The sequence below is a fragment of the Stenotrophomonas sp. SAU14A_NAIMI4_8 genome (genome assembly GCF_003086695.1).
Taxonomy (GTDB): Bacteria; Pseudomonadota; Gammaproteobacteria; order Xanthomonadales; family Xanthomonadaceae; genus Stenotrophomonas.
This window is the reverse complement of sequence record NZ_CP025999.1, coordinates 1,183,300-1,199,649: the sequence shown is the minus strand read 5'-3', so window position 1 is coordinate 1,199,649 and position 16,350 is coordinate 1,183,300. Positions and strand designations below refer to the sequence as shown.

General features: G+C 68.1%; 16 protein-coding genes. 12 read left to right on the top strand and 4 right to left on the bottom strand.

Features of this window, described 5'->3' with window-relative positions:
* Nucleotides 1-5: 5 nt before the first annotated feature.
* From C1930_RS05565 to C1930_RS05530, 8 genes are all read left to right on the top strand, one after another.
* Nucleotides 6-683 carry a Fe2+-dependent dioxygenase gene (locus tag C1930_RS05565; RefSeq protein ID WP_108771254.1) on the top strand — a complete coding sequence of 226 codons (678 nt, stop codon included), beginning with the start codon at nt 6-8 and terminating at the stop codon, nt 681-683.
* A 175-nt stretch (nt 684-858) separates the two neighbouring features.
* The gene (locus tag C1930_RS05560; RefSeq protein WP_108757661.1) at nt 859-1,251 is read left to right on the top strand and encodes a hypothetical protein; all 393 of its coding nucleotides are present in this window, start codon (nt 859-861) and stop codon (nt 1,249-1,251) included.
* Between the two features lie 144 nt (nt 1,252-1,395).
* Complete coding sequence (locus tag C1930_RS05555; RefSeq protein ID WP_108771253.1) at nt 1,396-3,822, top strand: TonB-dependent receptor; 2,427 nt, start codon at nt 1,396-1,398, stop codon at nt 3,820-3,822.
* 442 nt (nt 3,823-4,264) lie between these two features.
* On the top strand, nt 4,265-4,903 hold the full coding sequence (locus C1930_RS05550) for a PepSY-associated TM helix domain-containing protein (RefSeq protein WP_108755599.1): 639 nt from the start codon (nt 4,265-4,267) through the stop codon (nt 4,901-4,903).
* A gap of 29 nt (nt 4,904-4,932) precedes the next feature.
* Nucleotides 4,933-5,451, top strand: a complete 519-nt coding sequence (locus C1930_RS05545) for a DUF2271 domain-containing protein (protein WP_108748830.1) — start codon at nt 4,933-4,935, stop codon at nt 5,449-5,451.
* A 116-nt stretch (nt 5,452-5,567) separates the two neighbouring features.
* The gene (locus C1930_RS05540; RefSeq protein ID WP_108755598.1) at nt 5,568-6,371 is read left to right on the top strand and encodes a DUF4198 domain-containing protein; all 804 of its coding nucleotides are present in this window, start codon (nt 5,568-5,570) and stop codon (nt 6,369-6,371) included.
* 54 nt (nt 6,372-6,425) lie between these two features.
* Nucleotides 6,426-7,397: an FAD:protein FMN transferase gene (locus tag C1930_RS05535; protein ID WP_108771252.1), complete on the top strand. Its 972-nt coding sequence runs from the start codon at nt 6,426-6,428 to the stop codon at nt 7,395-7,397.
* On the top strand, nt 7,394-8,998 hold the full coding sequence (locus C1930_RS05530; RefSeq protein WP_108771251.1) for a sulfite reductase subunit alpha: 1,605 nt from the start codon (nt 7,394-7,396) through the stop codon (nt 8,996-8,998). The genes C1930_RS05535 and C1930_RS05530 overlap by 4 nt, the downstream gene beginning before the upstream one ends.
* Before the next feature lie 200 nt (nt 8,999-9,198).
* On the opposite strand, the gene C1930_RS05525 is transcribed toward C1930_RS05530, so the two are convergent.
* From C1930_RS05525 to C1930_RS05510, 4 genes are all read right to left on the bottom strand, one after another.
* Nucleotides 9,199-9,804, bottom strand: a complete 606-nt coding sequence (locus C1930_RS05525) for a HutD family protein (protein ID WP_108772542.1) — start codon at nt 9,802-9,804, stop codon at nt 9,199-9,201.
* Nucleotides 9,805-9,826: 22 nt separating this feature from the next.
* Complete coding sequence (locus C1930_RS05520; protein WP_108755595.1) at nt 9,827-10,540, bottom strand: murein L,D-transpeptidase catalytic domain family protein; 714 nt, start codon at nt 10,538-10,540, stop codon at nt 9,827-9,829.
* Between the two features lie 17 nt (nt 10,541-10,557).
* The gene (locus tag C1930_RS05515) at nt 10,558-11,640 is read right to left on the bottom strand and encodes a L,D-transpeptidase (protein ID WP_108755594.1); all 1,083 of its coding nucleotides are present in this window, start codon (nt 11,638-11,640) and stop codon (nt 10,558-10,560) included.
* Nucleotides 11,641-11,975: 335 nt separating this feature from the next.
* Complete coding sequence (locus C1930_RS05510; RefSeq protein ID WP_234412307.1) at nt 11,976-12,371, bottom strand: helix-hairpin-helix domain-containing protein; 396 nt, start codon at nt 12,369-12,371, stop codon at nt 11,976-11,978.
* A gap of 129 nt (nt 12,372-12,500) precedes the next feature.
* Here C1930_RS05510 and C1930_RS05505 point away from each other — a divergent pair, with 129 nt between their 5' ends.
* The 4 genes from C1930_RS05505 (at nt 12,501) to murU (ending at nt 16,118) form a co-directional block, all read left to right on the top strand.
* The gene (locus C1930_RS05505) at nt 12,501-13,994 is read left to right on the top strand and encodes a M20 family metallopeptidase (protein ID WP_108771250.1); all 1,494 of its coding nucleotides are present in this window, start codon (nt 12,501-12,503) and stop codon (nt 13,992-13,994) included.
* Nucleotides 13,995-14,064: 70 nt separating this feature from the next.
* Entirely contained in the window at nt 14,065-14,334 is a 270-nt protein-coding gene (locus C1930_RS05500; protein WP_108748822.1) for a GlsB/YeaQ/YmgE family stress response membrane protein, read from the top strand.
* Nucleotides 14,335-14,391: 57 nt separating this feature from the next.
* The gene (locus C1930_RS05495) at nt 14,392-15,417 is read left to right on the top strand and encodes a phosphotransferase (protein WP_108771249.1); all 1,026 of its coding nucleotides are present in this window, start codon (nt 14,392-14,394) and stop codon (nt 15,415-15,417) included.
* Complete coding sequence (gene murU, locus C1930_RS05490; RefSeq protein WP_108771248.1) at nt 15,414-16,118, top strand: N-acetylmuramate alpha-1-phosphate uridylyltransferase MurU; 705 nt, start codon at nt 15,414-15,416, stop codon at nt 16,116-16,118. Before C1930_RS05495 ends, murU begins: the two co-directional genes overlap by 4 nt.
* Nucleotides 16,119-16,350 lie beyond the last annotated feature (232 nt).

Here is a 16,350-nt window from a genome sequence, read left to right as displayed (position 1 = left end):
TCGCCATGCTGCTGCATGTTCCGCAGGTCCTGTCTTCCGACGATGTCGCCCAGCTGCGGCAGCGCCTGGATGCGGCCGACTGGGCCGATGGCCGCGAAACCGTGGGCGTGCAGGGCGCGCGGGTAAAGCACAACCAGCAGTTGCCCGATGCATCGCCGTTGAAGGCCGAACTGGGCAGCATCGTGCTGGCCGCGCTGCAGCGCCACCCGCTGTTCTTCGCTGCGGCCCTGCCGCTGAGGATCCTGCCGCCACGTTTCAACCGTTACACCGGTGGCGGCACCTACGGCTTCCATGTGGACGGCGCAGTGATGAACCTGGCCCACGGCGAACAGCTGCGCTCGGACATTTCCTGCACCCTGTTCCTGTCCGCCCCCGAGGAATACGACGGCGGCGAGCTGGTGATCAGCGATACCTATGGCGAACACGAAGTGAAGCTGCCCGCCGGTGACCTGATCGTCTACCCGTCCAGCAGCCTGCACCAGGTCACTCCGGTCACCCGCGGCGCGCGCGTGGCCTCGTTCTTCTGGGTGCAGAGCATGATCCGCGACGATGCCCAGCGCCGCCTGCTGTGGGAAATGGACACCTCCATCGAGCGCCTGCGGCAGACCAGCGCCGACCCCGGTGCCGTGCTGCAGTTGACCGGCGTCTACCACAACCTGTTGCGGCGCTGGAGCGAGGTCTGAGCGATCTACCCGGCACGCGACGCCACCTGACAATCGTTCTCATTTGCAACTGCTAACCGCTCTCATTACAATCACGCCTCGTTGACGCCGGCGTTTCCGGCCGTTCCCAGGGTTGCCCATCTTGCTTGGCCCGCTTCGCCCCCGCCCGCTTCGCCACGTGCAGCTTGGTACCGCCATGCGCGGCCGCCGGCCTGCGCTGGCCAGCCTGTTGGCGTGGATCGCGATGCTGGCGTTGCTGCTGGGCACCCTGCCGCTGTTGCCGGTTGCCCACGCGGGCCTGGCCCAGGCGCAGCAGCAGCCGCTGGAAGAGCGTGGCGGTGAGCGCGGCGCGCACGAAGAGGCCCCGGCCAAGCTGCGCCGCTGCGCTGCAGCCCCGCAGAAGACAACCGACACGGCGCCGCCCCTGCTGCTGGCACGCCAGTGGCTGCACAGCGAACTGCAGTTGATCCCGACCGCGCCGGCGCATGCCGTCGCGCAGCCGGACTGGCCGCTGGCCGCTCCGGACACGCCCTGGGCCGACGCGCCCGGGCGTCGCCAGCAACGCGGCCAGGCGCCGCCGCTGGCCTGATCCCCGGCCCTGGCTGACCGCATCGGCGGTACAGCCAGCGCGCCGCTGCGTGTTCGTTCCCTGCCGCCCCTGACCGGGCATTCCTGCCGCCACCGCGCCTGCCGCGCGGTTCCGCGCGCGCTCGCATCCTTCGAGGTTCCTGCCATGGCCCAGCGCCATCGTGTTCGTTCGTCCCTGTCCCGCCACCTGCTGACCAGCGCCGTGCTGGCGGCCTTCGCCGCCCCTGCCTACGCCAACGGTGCCGCCGCCGGCGCACCGCAGACCCTGGATACCGTGGTGGTCACCGCCTCGGGCTTCGAACAGAAGATCATCGACGCCCCGGCCAGCATTTCCGTCATCACCCAGGAAGAGCTGACCACCCGCCCCTACATGACCCTGCTGGACGCGGTGCGCGACCTGGAAGGCGTGGACGTGGGCGAAACCCGCGACAAGACCGGCCAGGGCACCATTTCCATGCGTGGCATGGGCTCGGATTACACGCTGATCCTGGTCAACGGCCGCCGTCAGAACAACCACGGCGACATCTACCCGAACAACTTCGGCGGCAACCAGTTCAACCACATCCCGCCGCTGGATGCGATCGAGCGCATCGAAGTGATCCGCGGCCCGGCCTCCACCCTGTACGGCGCCGATGCCATGGGCGGCGTCATCAACATCATCACCAAGCGTTCGCTGGACCGCTGGAGCGGTTCGGCCACGCTGGGCGGCACGTTCGAAACCGACGACCAGTTCGGCGACGACCGCACCGCCGATGTCTACGTGACCGGCCCGCTGGTGCCCAACGTGCTGAACCTGTCGGCGCGTGCCAGCTGGTACGACCGCGATGCCTCCAACCCGGTGTACAGCCCAGTGCTCGACCCCAGCGGCGTGGCCCACGACCGCTCGCTGGGCTTCGGTGGCGGCGGCAAGACCGTGGACAACACCAACAAGGCCGGCGGCATCAGCCTGGACTGGAACATCAGCGATGCCCAGCGCCTGACCCTGGATTACGACACCTCGCGCCAGGAATACGACAACGCGATCAAGATCAACGATGCCGGCGAAGAGGAATACCCGGTCGGCACCGTGGACAGCATCAGCAGCATCTGGCGCAGCAGCAATTTCTGCCGCGGCGCCAGCGGCGCCAACGCCAACGCCTGCCGCAACAACGGCGGCACCTGGTCGCGCCGCGCCGATCCGCGCGTGGGCTACAGCCCCAGCCAGGAATTCACCCGCGATGCCTGGGCGGTCACCCACGAAGGCCGCTGGGGCTTTGGCAACAGCCTGGTTTCGCTTTCGCACGTGGCCACCAACAACGACGGGCGCACCATGCCCTTCACCGTGGCCGAGCGCGTGCAGCTGCTGCAGATGATCGATGCCACCGGCCCGTATGCCGGGCTGCCGCTGGCCGAACGCCGCGCGCTGGCCGAATCGACCTTCCTGCCGCGCCCGGCTCGCACCCTGGAAAGCGAGCAGTACACCCTGGATGCGAAGCTGGACATTCCGTTCCAGGCCGCCGGCCAGCACGTGGCCGTGGTCGGTGCGCAGGTCATCCGCGGTGAACTGACCGACGGCGTGTTCGGTACCGAGCGCGGCACGCCGGGCCTGAGCCAGGACCACAACATGTACTCGCTGTTCGCCGAGGACACCTGGACCGTGCTGGCCCCGCTGGCGATCACCTACGGCCTGCGCTACGACGACCATGAAGTGTTCGGCGACCAGCTCAGCCCGCGCCTGTACGGCGTGTACACCGTCAACGAGGCCTGGACGGTGAAGGGTGGCATCAGCACCGGCTTCAAGACACCCAAGACCACCCAGCTGTACGACGGCGTGATCGGTTTCGGTGGCCAGGGCACCTCGCCCATGTTCGGCAACCCCGACCTGAAGCCGGAAACCAGCACCAGCACCGAACTGGCCGTGTACTGGCAGCACCCGGCCGGGCACAGCTTCAACGCCACCGCCTTCCACAACCGCTTCGACGACAAGATCGCCTCGCAGCCCTGCGGTGCGGCGCTGACCCTGTCGTGCAGCTCCACTGGTGAATATGCCGACCTGGGCTATGCCAGCAGCACCCGCACGGTGAACATCGACGAGGTGGTGATCCAGGGTGCCGAAGTGGCCGGACGCTGGAACATCAGCGATCAGTTCAGCCTGCGCGCCAACTACACCTTCACCGACAGCGAGCAGAAGAGCGGCGCCGAGAAGGGCCGACCGCTGGGCAACAGTGCCCGGCACATGGCCAACGCCACCTTCGACTGGCGCGCCAGCGACCGCTTCAACGTATTCCTGACCGCCGAAGCGCGCTCCAAGCGCTATGGCGGCATCAGCACGGTGACCGGCCAGGAACGCTACTACAAGGATTACACCGTGCTGCACCTGGGCGCCTCGTTCGAAGCCACCGAGTGGCTGACGGTGAACGCCCGCATCAACAACCTGCTGGACCGCGACTTCACCACCTACCAGACCTTCTTCACCGATCTGGACGGCGATGGCATCTACACCGATGACACCAATGAAGTGCTGTTCGAGGACGACTACAACAACAAGGACAAGGCCCGCAGCGTCTGGGTCAGCCTGAACTTCCGCTTCTGAGTGGTGGCACCCACCGCCCTGCGGTGGTGGGTGCCAACCGACCTGCTGTGGTGGGTGCCCACCGACCTGCTGTGGTGGGTGTCCACCGACCTGCTGTGGTGGGTGCCAACCGCCCTGCTCTGGTGGGTGCCAACCTTGGTTGGCACCGCCCTGTTCTGGTGGGTGCCAACCTTGGTTGGCACCGCCCTGTTCTGGTGGGTGCCAACCTTGGTCGGCACCGCTCCATCCACGCATGGCGTGGATCTACCCGTGGGTGCCAACCTTGGTCGGCACCGCTCCATCCACGCATGGCGTGGATCTACCCGTGGGTGCCCACCTTGGTCGGCACCGCTCCATCCACGCATGGCGTGGATCACCCGCGCGGGATACACAACGACACCTAATTGCGAGCCATTCTCATTAATGCTGTAATGGGTGGTCTTCACCTGCCCCGAAAAACACCGTGAGCCGTCCTGCCTCGTCCACCGTGCAGCAGCAACAGAGCCGTGGCTTCTGGCTGCGTACCCTGCACCAGTGGCACTGGATCAGCTCGGCGGTGTGCCTGATCGGCATGCTGCTGTTCGCGGCCACCGGCCTGACCCTGAACCATGCGGCGAAGATCGAGGCCAAGCCGCAGGTGCAGAACCATCAGCTGGAACTGCCGCAGGCACTGCTGGCCCAGCTGGGCACGCGCGAAGACGGCAATGCGCCGATTCCGCGCCCGGCGCGGCAGTGGCTGGACCAGCAGCTGGGCATCGCCATCGGCGGCCGCCCGGCCGAATGGTCGCCCGAAGAAATCTATCTGTCGCTGCCGCGCCCCGGCGGCGATGCCTGGTTGAGCATCGACCGCGAGACCGGCGCCGTGGAATACGAATCCACCTCGCGCGGAGTGGTGTCCTACCTCAACGACCTGCACAAGGGCCGCAACGCCGGCCCGGCCTGGGGCTGGTTCCTGGACCTGTTCGCGGTGGCCTGCCTGGTGTTCTGCATCACCGGCCTGTTCCTGCTGCACCTGCATGCGCGGCAGCGGCGCATGACCTGGCCGCTGGTCGGCCTGGGCTTGATGATTCCGCTGCTGATCGCCCTGCTGCTGATCCACTGACTTCCTACCGTTCCCTTCGGAGCCGCCCCATGCGCGTCACCCTCACCATCGCCCTCAGCGGCCTGCTGGCCACCAGCCCCGCCTACGCCACCACGCTGGACATCAACGTTGAAGTGCCCAAGCTCAACGTGGCCGAATACCACCGCCCGTACGTGGCGGTGTGGCTGGAAGGGGCCGACCAGAAGGTCGCCGCCAACCTGTCGGTCTGGTACCAGCAGACCAGCAACAGCGAAGGCCACGGCACCAAGTGGCTGCCCGACCTGCGCCAGTGGTGGCGCAAGAGCGGCCGCACCCTGCAGGTGCCGGTGGACGGCGTGACCGGTCCCACCCGCCCGGCCGGCAAGCACGCGCTGTCGTTCAGCGACAAGCAGCCGGCGCTGAAGCAGCTGGCCCCCGGCAACTACACCCTGGTGGTGGAAGCGGTGCGCGAAGTGGGCGGCCGCGAACTGCTGAAGATCCCCTTCACCTGGCCGGCCACCGCCGCACAGAACGGAAAGGCGCAGGGCGCCACCGAACTGGGCCTGGTCACCCTGGCTGTGAAGCCCTGATTCCCCTTTCCGGGGTCAGAGCCCTTCCTGCGGAAGGGATCCGACCCCGGGGTCGGATCCCTTTCCAGCGGAAAGGGCTCTGACCCCACCCACCCAACGTCCCTGGAGTCTTCCGCATGAAGCGCACGCTCGTCCTAGCCGCCGCCCTGGCCGCTGCTCTTCCGTTCTCCGCCCTGGCCCACAAGGCCTGGCTGCTGCCCTCGCAGACGGTGATTGCCGGCAACGCGCCGTGGATCACCGTCGATGGCGCCGTGTCCAACGACCTGTTCTATTTCAACCACGTGCCGCTGCGCCTGGAATCGCTGGTGATCACCGCGCCGGACGGCAGCACCGTGCAGCCGCAGAACGCGGCCACCGGCAAGTACCGCAGCGTGTTCGACATCGAACTGAAGCAGCAGGGCACCTACCGCATCGCCTCGGTGAACGATGGCCTGTTCGCCACCTACGAACTGAACGGCGAGCGCAAGCGCTGGCGCGGCACCGCCGCCACCTTCGGCGAACTGCCCAAGGATGCGAAGAAGCTGGAAGTGAGCCAGTCGGTGGGCCGGGTGGAAACCTTCGTCACCAACGGCGCGCCGAACGACACCGCGCTGAAGCCGACCAACCGCGGCATCGAGCTGGTGGCCGTCGGCCACCCCAACGATCTGTTCGCCGGAGAGGAATCGACCTTCCGCGTGCTGGTCGATGGCAAGCCGGCCGCCGGCCTGGACTTCGAGATCGTGCGCGGCGCCACCCGCTACCGCAATGCGCAGGACGAACTGAAGGTGACCAGCGACGCCAAGGGCGAGATCAAGGTGACCTGGCCGGAAGCCGGCATGTACTGGCTGGAAACCGGCACCGAGGACAACAAGACCTCGGTGAAGCAGGCCGCCAAGCGCCGCCTGAGCTACGTCGCTACGCTGGAAGTCCTGCCGCAGTAACCACACCGCGGCGGTGCCGGGATGCTTCCGGTACCGCCGCCTGCACCGCCTGACATGACCGATACCTCGCTCGACATCGCCCGCCTGGGTGGCACCACCATGGGCACCACCTGGAGCGTTTCGCTGGTGGCGCCGCGCCAGCGCGACCTGCATCCGTTGCATGCGGGCATCCAGGCCCGCCTGGACGCGGTGGTCGCGCAGATGAGCACGTGGGAACCCGGTTCCGACTTGAGCCGCTACAACAGCGCGCCGGCGGGCCAGCACTGCGTGCTGCCGGCCGAAACCCGCCACGTGCTGGCGTGTGCGCAGACCATCGCCGCCGCCAGCGACGGCGCCTTCGATCCCACGGTGGGCCCGCTGGTGGCGCTGTGGGGCTTCGGCGCGCATGCCGGTCCACGCGCCCTGCCCAGCACCGATGTGCTGCAGGCCACGCGCGCGCGCTGTGGCTGGCAGCGCCTGCAGTGGCAGGGCGACGCACTACTGCAACCCGGCGGGCTGGAACTGGATCTGTCGGCGATCGCCAAGGGTTTCGGCGTGGATCATGTCGCGGCGTGGCTGCGCAGCCAGCAGATCGATGCGGCACTGATCGAAGTGGGCGGCGAACTGGCCGGCTATGGCCACAAGCCGGATGGGCAGCCATGGCGCGTGCTGGTGGAATCGGCGCCGGAAGAAGATGCCGCCAGCGAGCTTCCGCCGCGCGTGCTGGCGCTGCATGGCAAGGCGGTGGCCACCTCGGGCGACCGCTGGCACCAGTACAGCACTGATGGCCAGGCCTACAGCCACAGTCTGGACCCGCGCACCGGCATGCCGGTACGCCAGGTCGCCGCGGCCGTGACCGTGGTGGCCGACGATGCCATGCACGCCGATGCCTGGGCCACCGCGCTCACCGTGCTGGGCCAGGCCGCCGGTATGGCGCTGGCCGAGCGCGAGGGGCTGGCCGTGCGTTATCTGCTGCGCAGTACCGGCGGCCCACAGGAACATCTGAGCAGCGCCTTCCAGCGCCTGCTGGACGAGCAGGCCGCATGAGCCGTCGTCCCTCGCGCGCACTGCTGGGAAATCTACTGGTGCTGGCGCTGCTGGCCGTGGCCGCCACCGCCCTGCTGCGCCTGCACCTGGGGGAAACCTGGTGGCAGGGCGCACCGACGCCGCGCCATTGGCATGCCGCGCTGATCGCCCTGGTGCTGTACGCGCTGGCCTGCACCGCGGTGTGGTGGCGTGGCCGCCGCCGCGACGACCACAGCGCCGATGGTGCCGCACCCTTGCTGCTGGTCTGGTCCAGCCAGACCGGCTTCGCCCGCGAGCTGGCCGAACGCAGCGCCGAGGCCCTGCGCGCGGCCGGGCTGCCAGTGCGCCTGCGCGGCCTGCATGAAGTGGATGGCACCCTGCTGGCCGACAGCACCCGCGTGCTGTTCATTGCCAGCACCACCGGTGAAGGCAATGCGCCCGACCATGCCCTGCCCTTCCTGCGCGGCACGATGAGCGCCTCGCCTGCATTGGGCCACCTGCACTACGGCGTGCTGGCGCTGGGCGACCGCAGCTATGGGCACTTCTGTGCCTTCGGCCACCAGCTCGATACGTGGTTGCGCCAGCATGGCGCCCATCCGATGTTCGATGTGGTCGAGGTCGACAATGCCGACCCGGCCGCACTGCGCCACTGGCAGCAGTTGCTGGGGCAGATCGGCGGCGGTGCCAGCGAACTGCCCGACTGGAGCCCGGCCGAATATCAGCCGTGGACGCTGCTGCAGCGCGAGCACCTCAATCCGGGCAGCCTGGGCGGACCGGTGTACTGGCTGCGCCTGCAGCCCCCGGCGGGCAGCGAAGCGCTGTGGCAGGCCGGCGACATCGCCGAAGTCGGCCCGCAGCACGCCGCGCACAGCACGCGCGACTGGCTGCAATCGAACGGCTTCGATCCGGCCCTGGAGCTGGACGACGGACAGACCCTGCTCGACCGCGTTGCGCGTTCGCACCTGCCGAACCTGGTGACACCCGGCGACCTTGCCGGCCTGCTGGCGGCACTGCAGCCGCTGCCGCATCGTGAGTATTCCATCGCATCGGTGATGGCCGACGGTGCGCTGGAACTGCTGCTGCGCCGCCAGCTGCGTGCCGACGGTACAGCGGGTATCGGCAGTGGCTGGCTGTGCGACCACGCCGCCATCGGCGAACCGGTGCAACTGCGCCTGCGCCGCAACGACAACTTCCATGGCGTGGCCGCCGACGTGCCCCTGCTGCTGATCGGCAATGGCACCGGCATCGCCGGCCTGCGCGCGCACCTGCACGAACGCGCCCGTACCGGCGCGCAGCGCACCTGGCTGCTGTTCGGCGAACGCTCGGCGGCCCACGATTTCCACTTCGGCCACGAACTGCAGGCGATGCAGGGCAACAGCACGCTGCAGCGGCTGGATGCGGTGTTCAGCCGCGATGGCGGCGCGCACCGCTACGTACAGGACCGGCTGCTGGCCGAAGCGGCAACGCTGCGGCAGTGGGTCGATGAAGGCGCCACCATCCTGGTCTGCGGCAGCCTGCAGGGCATGGCCCCGGCAGTAGATGCGGTGATCGAGCAGGTGCTGGGTGCCGAAGGCAAGGAAGCACTGCTGCTGGCCGGCCGCTACCGCCGCGACGTGTATTGAGGGGTCGGATCCCTTTCCGCAGGAAAGGGCTCTGACCCCATCCACGCATGGCGTGGATCTACCACTGCGGCGGGGTCGGACCCCTTTCCGCAGGAAAGGGCTCTGACCCCATCCACGCATGGCGTGGATCTACCACTGCGGCGGGGTCGGATCCCTTTCCGCAGGAAAGGGCTCTGACCCCATCCACGCATGGCCCGGCGTTACCCGGCGCTCGTTACCCGTATCGCCAACAACTCACCACCGCCCTGCAACGCGTGGCGCTGGCGCTCACCGGCGGCCAACCACGCGGTATCCCCGGCCTGCAGCGGCGGCAGCCCGCTGTCCGCACCGAAGTCTGCATGCCCGGCCAGCAGGTACAACGCCCAGGCCACGCCCGGTTCGCAGAAGAAGAACATCGATCCCACCAGCGGCCGGTGCAGCAGCTCGGCCTGCAGCACATCGCGCTGCCACATCAGGTTGAAATCGTGGGTGGGGCCATCCACCAGTTCCCCCTGCAGCGTCTGCTCACCCGCAAAGCGCACGCGCCCGTGCGGCGGCAGCACCTCGGCCACGTGGCCATCTTCGAAGCGCAATCGCACGCCGTTGCCGTGCAGCAGCACCAGTTCGCGCTCCACCCCGGGAAACGCCGAAAACGCGGCATCCTGCTCGATCTCGGCCACCGACAGGCGCAGCGCCCAATCATCGCCGTGTGCCGGCAGGCGCAGGATCTCGCGGGTCCAGCCCAGACCATTGCGCCAGCGTTCGCGGCGGTAGTCCAGGCTGGAAATCACCTGGCTCGGGGTGTGCAGCAGGGAATCGGTGTCCATGCCCGCATTGTAGGTGCGTGTGTCAGCCTGCGCCGCCACAACCGCCGTCCAGCAGCTTGGAATGTTTCAGCCAGTCCGGATCGGGATAGTAGGCAAAGACCAGGGCGCCACCGCGCAGCGAATCGATCAGCGGCCGCGACACCGACAGCCGCACCGCCGGGCAGCCCAGGCTGCGGCCCAGCCGCCCCTGCAGCCGGGCCACCGTCGGGTTCACGTAGGGCGCACCATGGATCACGATCGCGCGATCGCGCGCCAGATCGTTGTAGCCCGGCTCCAGCCCATCCAGGCGCAGCGAATAGCCGTTGCCGCCCATGTAGGTCTCCTTCGCAGTGAAGGCCCCGATGCTGGACATGAAGCTGCCATCGCGGTTGGAAAAATGCTCGGTGCGGTTGCCACCGCTGTTGCGCCCATGCGCCACCCACTCCTCGAACAGCAGGCGCTGGCGTGCCAGGTCGAACACCCACAGCCGCTGCTCGGTGGACGGCCGCGAGTAATCGATCACCGCCAGCCGTTCGCCGCTGACGCCCAGCTCGGGGCGCTGCAGCGAACAACGCAACGCCGTTGCCGCCAGCTTCAGTACCTGGCGGTCGGCATTGGGCGCGGTGCGTGCCAGCAGCGCGGTCAGGTCTTCGGTGCTGGCGGTGGCCGCCGCCGGTGGTGCGGCGGCAGAGGCCGCACCGGCCAGGATCGCCAGCAGGCCGCCAGCGGCCCGCCAGCACGTGCGTGAAACGTTCATGGGTGACGGCAATCTGCTCAGGACTTCTTCGACGTGGGCGCGGCCGGCTCCGATTCCAACACGGGCTGCATGCCCGATTCAGCCGCGCTTGGGCGTACCGCCGGCAGCGAGGTCACCAGCAGGGTCGTACCGGGCACCAGCACCTGGTACAGCTGGTGGGCGAAATCGGCCGGCAGCGCCATCGGCAGCGAGGGCGTGGCCAGCAGGTCCGGCGTGGCCTGCGCGCTGTCCTGGCCCAGCAGCGGATACGCGGTCCACTGGTGCAACCGCTGCTGTGCATCCAGCGGGCTGGGCGTATCGCTGTAGCCCTGCCCCATCACGAACAGCGTGGTGCCCTGGAACGCCGGCAACGCATCGGCGCGCAGCGGCGATTCGCCGATCATCACCCCATCGCGCAGCACGTACAGCCGCTGGTCCTGCAGGCTGACCAGGATGCCGACCTGGCCGGCAGGCGCGGCGGCATCGTTCCACCACGCCGCGGCAGCGCTGCCTGCTTCGCCGTCCGGCAGCGCCTGGCCCTTGGCATTCACCGGCGCCAGCACGGCCGGGTAGGCCAACGTCATTGGCGCGCTCTTGGCATCGGCCACCACCACCGTGTCGCCGCGCTGGGTGGCACTGAACAGTTTCTGCGCGAAGGCCTGCGGCAGGCGCACGCAGCCGTGCGAGGCCGGGTGACCGGGCAGGCTGCCGCCGTGCAGGGCGATGCCGTCCCAGGTCAGCCGCTGCATGTAGGGCATGGGCGCGCTGTTGTAGAGGTTGGAGCGGTGGTCCTTGTCCTTCTGCAGGATGGTGAACACACCGGTGGGCGTTTCGTGCCCGGTCTTGCCCGAGCTGATCGTGCTCAGCCCGATCGCGATGCCGTTGCGGTACACATAGGCGCGCTGCTCATCCAGGCTGACCACCAGCACGATCGGTCCGGACGGCGAGATTTCCGGGTGCCACAGATATTCGCCGGGCTTCAGATCGGTCGGCCCGCGCACCTCTGCGCTGGCAGGAGCAGTGGCCGTTGCAGCTGCAGCTGCAGGCGTGGCCGCGCTGGCCGCACTGGTGGCACAGGCCAGGGCAAGCGCCAACGGCAATGCAAGACGATGAAGGGACATCCGGTGGCTCCATTCCATGGGGAGCCTCCACGCTACACCATCGCCACGTCGTGGCCGTGCGCAGAAAAAGAAATTGCCCGGCGACACCACCATGTGTCGTACCGGGCAATCGTCACGTCCCTGTCGGCCTGCTGCCATTCCCCGCGTCCTGCGGTATGGGAATGTTGCGTCCTGCACGCGGCCGCGTCTGTCCTGTTTGTATCTCAGCCCCTTCCACAGGTCTGTGATGCCACCATCCTGGTGATTGGTGTCGCCTCCGTGCGACGGTCGGTGGTCACGGCCTTCCTGTCCGCGACCAGTGAACCAGCCTCCTGCCGGTTCCGACGATCCTGATGTCATCGCCTGGGTACGGTTCGCACCGGTACCGATCCGGGTACCGGATCCGCGGGCAACAGCCTGTTGCCGACGGTGATCCGCTGTCGATTCCGTTCAACGATTCCTGTCCCTATCCCCTTCACCTGCGCCAGATCCTCTACGCGGTGAAACGGGCCGTGTGTGCGCCGGTGCTCGACGATTGCCGCAGCCTTCCTGGCCCCGACCATCGACAGTCCCTGCTGCAGCGCCTGGGCATCGGCCCGGTTGATGTCGATGGGCTCGGCGGCTTGCGCCCCCAGCATCCACATTCCCAGCACCAGCGCCCTTAACACGACACTCCAAGGCACGACGTGTATCTCCTTGTGGTTCTGGCCGTCCCGACCGGCAATCCCGTCGGCCGAAACAGTGTCCGTCACCACATGTGCACAGCCTATCGGTTTCACAGATTTCTAAAAGCCAGCCAACTACCCGACGTCGTGTAGGAAAAACCCTACCCCCACCACAGGCGTAGAATGCGCGGATCAGCCATGCAACCGGAGTTTCAGATGGACAGCGCCAAGCTCGGCCAATTCGTCAATGAAAAGTGGGACAGCGAAATCGTCCCGCAGTTGGTCGACTACATCCGCATTCCCAACAAGTCGCCGATGTTCGACGCCAATTGGGTGCAGAACGGCTACATGGAGCAGGCGGTCACCCTGATGGAAAACTGGGCCAAGGCCCAGCAGCTGCCCGGCCTGAAGGTCGAAGTGGTCCGCCTGGAAGGCCGTACCCCGCTGATTTTCCTGGAAATCCCGGCCACCGGCGCGGAAACCGGCGACGACACCATCCTGCTCTACGGCCACCTGGACAAGCAGCCGGAAATGACCGGCTGGGACGACGACCTGGGCCCGTGGACCCCGGTGCTGCGCGGCGACAAGCTGTACGGCCGCGGTGGCGCCGATGACGGCTACGCCATCTTCGGCTCGCTGGCCGCCGTGCTGGCCCTGCAGGCCCAGGGCCTGCCGCACGCGCGCTGCGTGGTGCTGATCGAAGCCTGCGAAGAATCGGGCAGCTACGATCTGCCGGCCTACGTCGACCATCTGGCCGACCGCATCGGCAAGCCGTCGCTGGTGGTCTGCCTGGATTCGGGCTGCGCCAACTACGACCAGCTGTGGTGCACCACCTCGCTGCGCGGCCTGACCGGCGGCAACTTCACCGTGAAGGTGCTCAACGAAGGCGTGCATTCCGGCGATGCCTCCGGCGTGATCCCGTCCAGCTTCCGCCTGCTGCGCCAGATCCTGTCGCGCATCGAGGACCAGGACACCGGCCGCATCCTGATCGAGGGCATGAACGTGGAGATCCCGGCCGAGCGCCAGGAACAGGCCAAGCGCGCCGCCGAAGTGGTCGATACCGAGATCTTCGAGAAATTCCCGATGGTCGACGGCCTGCGCCCGATGAACGACGACCTGGCCGAGCTGGTGCTCAACCGCACCTGGCGCCCGGCCCTGTCGGTCACCGGCATCGGCGGCATGCCGCCGCTGGAATCGGCCGGCAACGTGCTGCGTCCGCAGACCTCGGTGAAGCTGTCGCTGCGCCTGCCGCCCACCGCCGACGGCAAGACCTGCGGCGAACTGCTGAAGGAAGCGCTGCTGCGCGACCCGCCGAACGGCGCCCAGGTCACCCTGGACCTGGAAAAGGCCTCCACCGGCTGGAACGCCCCGGCGATGGCGCCGTGGCTGACCCAGGCCATCGACGATGCCAGCCAGGCCTTCTTCGGCAAGCCGGCCATGTACATGGGCGAAGGCGGCTCGATCCCGTTCATGGGCATGCTGGGCGAGAAGTTCCCGGGCGCCCAGTTCATGATCACCGGCGTGCTCGGCCCGCACTCCAACGCCCACGGCCCGAACGAGTTCCTGCACATTCCGATGGGCAAGAAGGTCACCGCCTGCGTGTCCAAGGTCATCAGCGAACACTACGCTGCCAGCCTGCGCGGCGAGACCAGCGGTTCGCCGGTGGCCGCCGACAGTGGCACCCGCCACGGCGACCACGGCTGCTGCTGATCGCGGCACACCGTGACGGACGCAGCCCGGCCTTGCTAGGCTGCGTCCACCCCCAGCGGAAACCACGCGCATGAATGGTCTTTTCGGCAGCAGCAGCTGGTTGTACATCCTGCTGGTCGGCTTCTTCGTCGGCCTGCTCGGGCGCTTCTTCATGCCCGGCAACAACCGCATGGGCTGCCTGCTGACCATCGTGCTGGGCATCGTCGGTGCGCTGGTGGCCGGGTGGTTCGGCCAGTACATGGGCTGGTACCGCCCCGGCGAACCGGCCGGCTTCCTCGGTGCTGTGGTCGGCGCGGTGGCCGTGCTGGCCCTGATGCGCCTGTTCAGCCCACGCCGCTGACATCCCCCTCTCCTCTTTCCTGAGCGTGGCGCGCCTGGCGCGCCCGGAACCGCCTGCATGACCGAACCTGCTTCCGATCCCCAGCGCAGCGCGCAGCGCCTGCAGTGGGCCCGCACCCAGCTGGACGACGCCCACGCGGTGGTCGAACGCGCTTCGGTCGATGCCGGCCTGCGCAGCTACTGGCGCACCACCAGCACCAGCGGCAGCCACATCATCATGGATGCCCCGCCCGGCCTGGAAGATCCACGCCCCTGGCTGCGCATGCGCGCGCTGCTGGCCGACCATGGCCTGCGCGTGCCCACCGTGCTGGCGCAGGAGCTGGACGCCGGTTTCCTGCTGCTGGAAGATCTCGGCGGGCCGACCCTGGCCAAGGTGCTGGATACGCACAACGCCGATGCCTGGTTCACCCGCGCCATCGACCAGCTGATCGTGCTGCAGTCGATTCCGGTACCGGAAGGTTTCGGCCACTTCGGCGAAGCGCTGCTGCAGCGTGATGCCGGCCTGTTCGAGGAGTGGTTCCTGCAGCGGCATCTGGGCCTGCAGCTGGACTGCGACGCCGCCGAGGGCCTGCAGCTGGCGCAGCGGCGGATGATGGACAACGCACTGGGCCAAGCCCAGCTGATGACCCACCGCGATTACATGCCGCGCAACCTGATGCCGGTGGCCGATGGCCCGGCCGTGCTGGATTTCCAGGACCTGGTGCGCGGGCCGATCGCCTACGATCCGGTCAGCCTGTTCAAGGATGCGTTCCTGAGCTGGCCGCTGGAGCGCGTCGACGGCTGGTTGGCGCAGTACCACGCCGCCGCCGGGGCGGCCGGCCTGCCGGTCCCGCCGCTGGCCACCTTCCTGCGCGACGCCGACTGGATGGGCATCCAGCGCCACGTCAAATGCCTGGGCCTGTTCTGCCGCCTGCGCTACCGCGACAACAAGGGCCACTACCTGGACGATGCACCGCGCTTCATTACCTACCTGGATGAAGTGCTGCCGCGCTACCCGCAGCTGGACGGCCTGCGCCGGCTGATGGACGAACAGGTCAAGCCGGCGCTGCTGGACCAGGCCGCGCCACTGCGGTTCGCCCGATGAAGGCACTGATCTTCGCCGCCGGCCTGGGCGAGCGCATGCGTCCGCTCACCCTGCACACGCCCAAGCCGCTGCTGGCAGTGGCCGGCAAACCGCTGATCGTCTGGCACCTGGAACGCCTGGCGGCGCTGGGCGTACGCGACGTGGTAGTCAACACCGCGTGGCTGGCCGAGCAGTTCCCGACCACGCTGGGCGATGGCAGCCAGTGGGGCCTGCGCCTGCACTTCGTGCACGAAGGCGCTACGCCGCTGGAAACCGGGGGCGGCATCCTCAATGCCCTGCCGCAGCTGGGTGATGCACCGTTCCTGGTGGTGAACGGGGATATCTGGACCGATTTCGATTTCGCCACGCTGCCGCGCGAGCCGCAGGGCCAGGCGCACCTGGTGCTGGTGGACAACCCCGCGCAGCACCCGCAGGGCGATTACCGGCTGGATGCGCAGGGCCTGCTGCACCACGACCGTGCCGGGCCGTGCCTGACCTATGCCGGCATCGGCGTGTACCGGCCATCGATCGTGGCCGACTGGCGCGCGGTGATCGGCGATGCCGCGGGCAGCGAGCGGGTGCCGCCGAAGTTCTCGGTGGTTCCGCTGCAGAAGCATTTCATGGCGCAAGGATTGATGACGGGGCAGCACCATCGCGGGCGCTGGACCGACGTCGGCACGGTCGATCGCCTGCGCGCACTGGACGCAGAGTTGGCCGCCTGATCGGTAGAGTCGAGCTTGCTCGACTGCAAAGCCGTGCTTGGCCGGGCGGATGGGCTGCGCAGGGGACGCTGCAAGTACGTCCTTGTAAGCTCGTAGGCGCCATCCATGGCGCCTGCGCCCCTGCGCAACCCATCCGCGCGGCCACGGACAATTCCCGTGGGCGTCCAGCCACGGAAAAGAAAAAGAAAATCAGAGGCGGGTCGCTCCGCTGCGCTCGCTCGTCTGTGTCGAC

Coding starts and splice junctions, on each gene's coding strand:
- C1930_RS05560 (WP_108757661.1), top strand. CDS start 859: ATGCGCGGCCGCCGGCCTGCGCTGGCCAGCCTGTTGGCGTGGATCGCG.
- C1930_RS05555 (WP_108771253.1), top strand. CDS start 1,396: ATGGCCCAGCGCCATCGTGTTCGTTCGTCCCTGTCCCGCCACCTGCTG.
- C1930_RS05515 (WP_108755594.1), bottom strand. CDS start 11,640: ATGTCCCTTCATCGTCTTGCATTGCCGTTGGCGCTTGCCCTGGCCTGT.
- C1930_RS05520 (WP_108755595.1), bottom strand. CDS start 10,540: ATGAACGTTTCACGCACGTGCTGGCGGGCCGCTGGCGGCCTGCTGGCG.
- C1930_RS05500 (WP_108748822.1), top strand. CDS start 14,065: ATGAATGGTCTTTTCGGCAGCAGCAGCTGGTTGTACATCCTGCTGGTC.
- C1930_RS05535 (WP_108771252.1), top strand. CDS start 6,426: ATGACCGATACCTCGCTCGACATCGCCCGCCTGGGTGGCACCACCATG.
- C1930_RS05565 (WP_108771254.1), top strand. CDS start 6: ATGCTGCTGCATGTTCCGCAGGTCCTGTCTTCCGACGATGTCGCCCAG.
- C1930_RS05525 (WP_108772542.1), bottom strand. CDS start 9,804: ATGGACACCGATTCCCTGCTGCACACCCCGAGCCAGGTGATTTCCAGC.
- C1930_RS05495 (WP_108771249.1), top strand. CDS start 14,392: ATGACCGAACCTGCTTCCGATCCCCAGCGCAGCGCGCAGCGCCTGCAG.
- murU (WP_108771248.1), top strand. CDS start 15,414: ATGAAGGCACTGATCTTCGCCGCCGGCCTGGGCGAGCGCATGCGTCCG.
- C1930_RS05540 (WP_108755598.1), top strand. CDS start 5,568: ATGAAGCGCACGCTCGTCCTAGCCGCCGCCCTGGCCGCTGCTCTTCCG.
- C1930_RS05545 (WP_108748830.1), top strand. CDS start 4,933: ATGCGCGTCACCCTCACCATCGCCCTCAGCGGCCTGCTGGCCACCAGC.
- C1930_RS05505 (WP_108771250.1), top strand. CDS start 12,501: ATGGACAGCGCCAAGCTCGGCCAATTCGTCAATGAAAAGTGGGACAGC.
- C1930_RS05530 (WP_108771251.1), top strand. CDS start 7,394: ATGAGCCGTCGTCCCTCGCGCGCACTGCTGGGAAATCTACTGGTGCTG.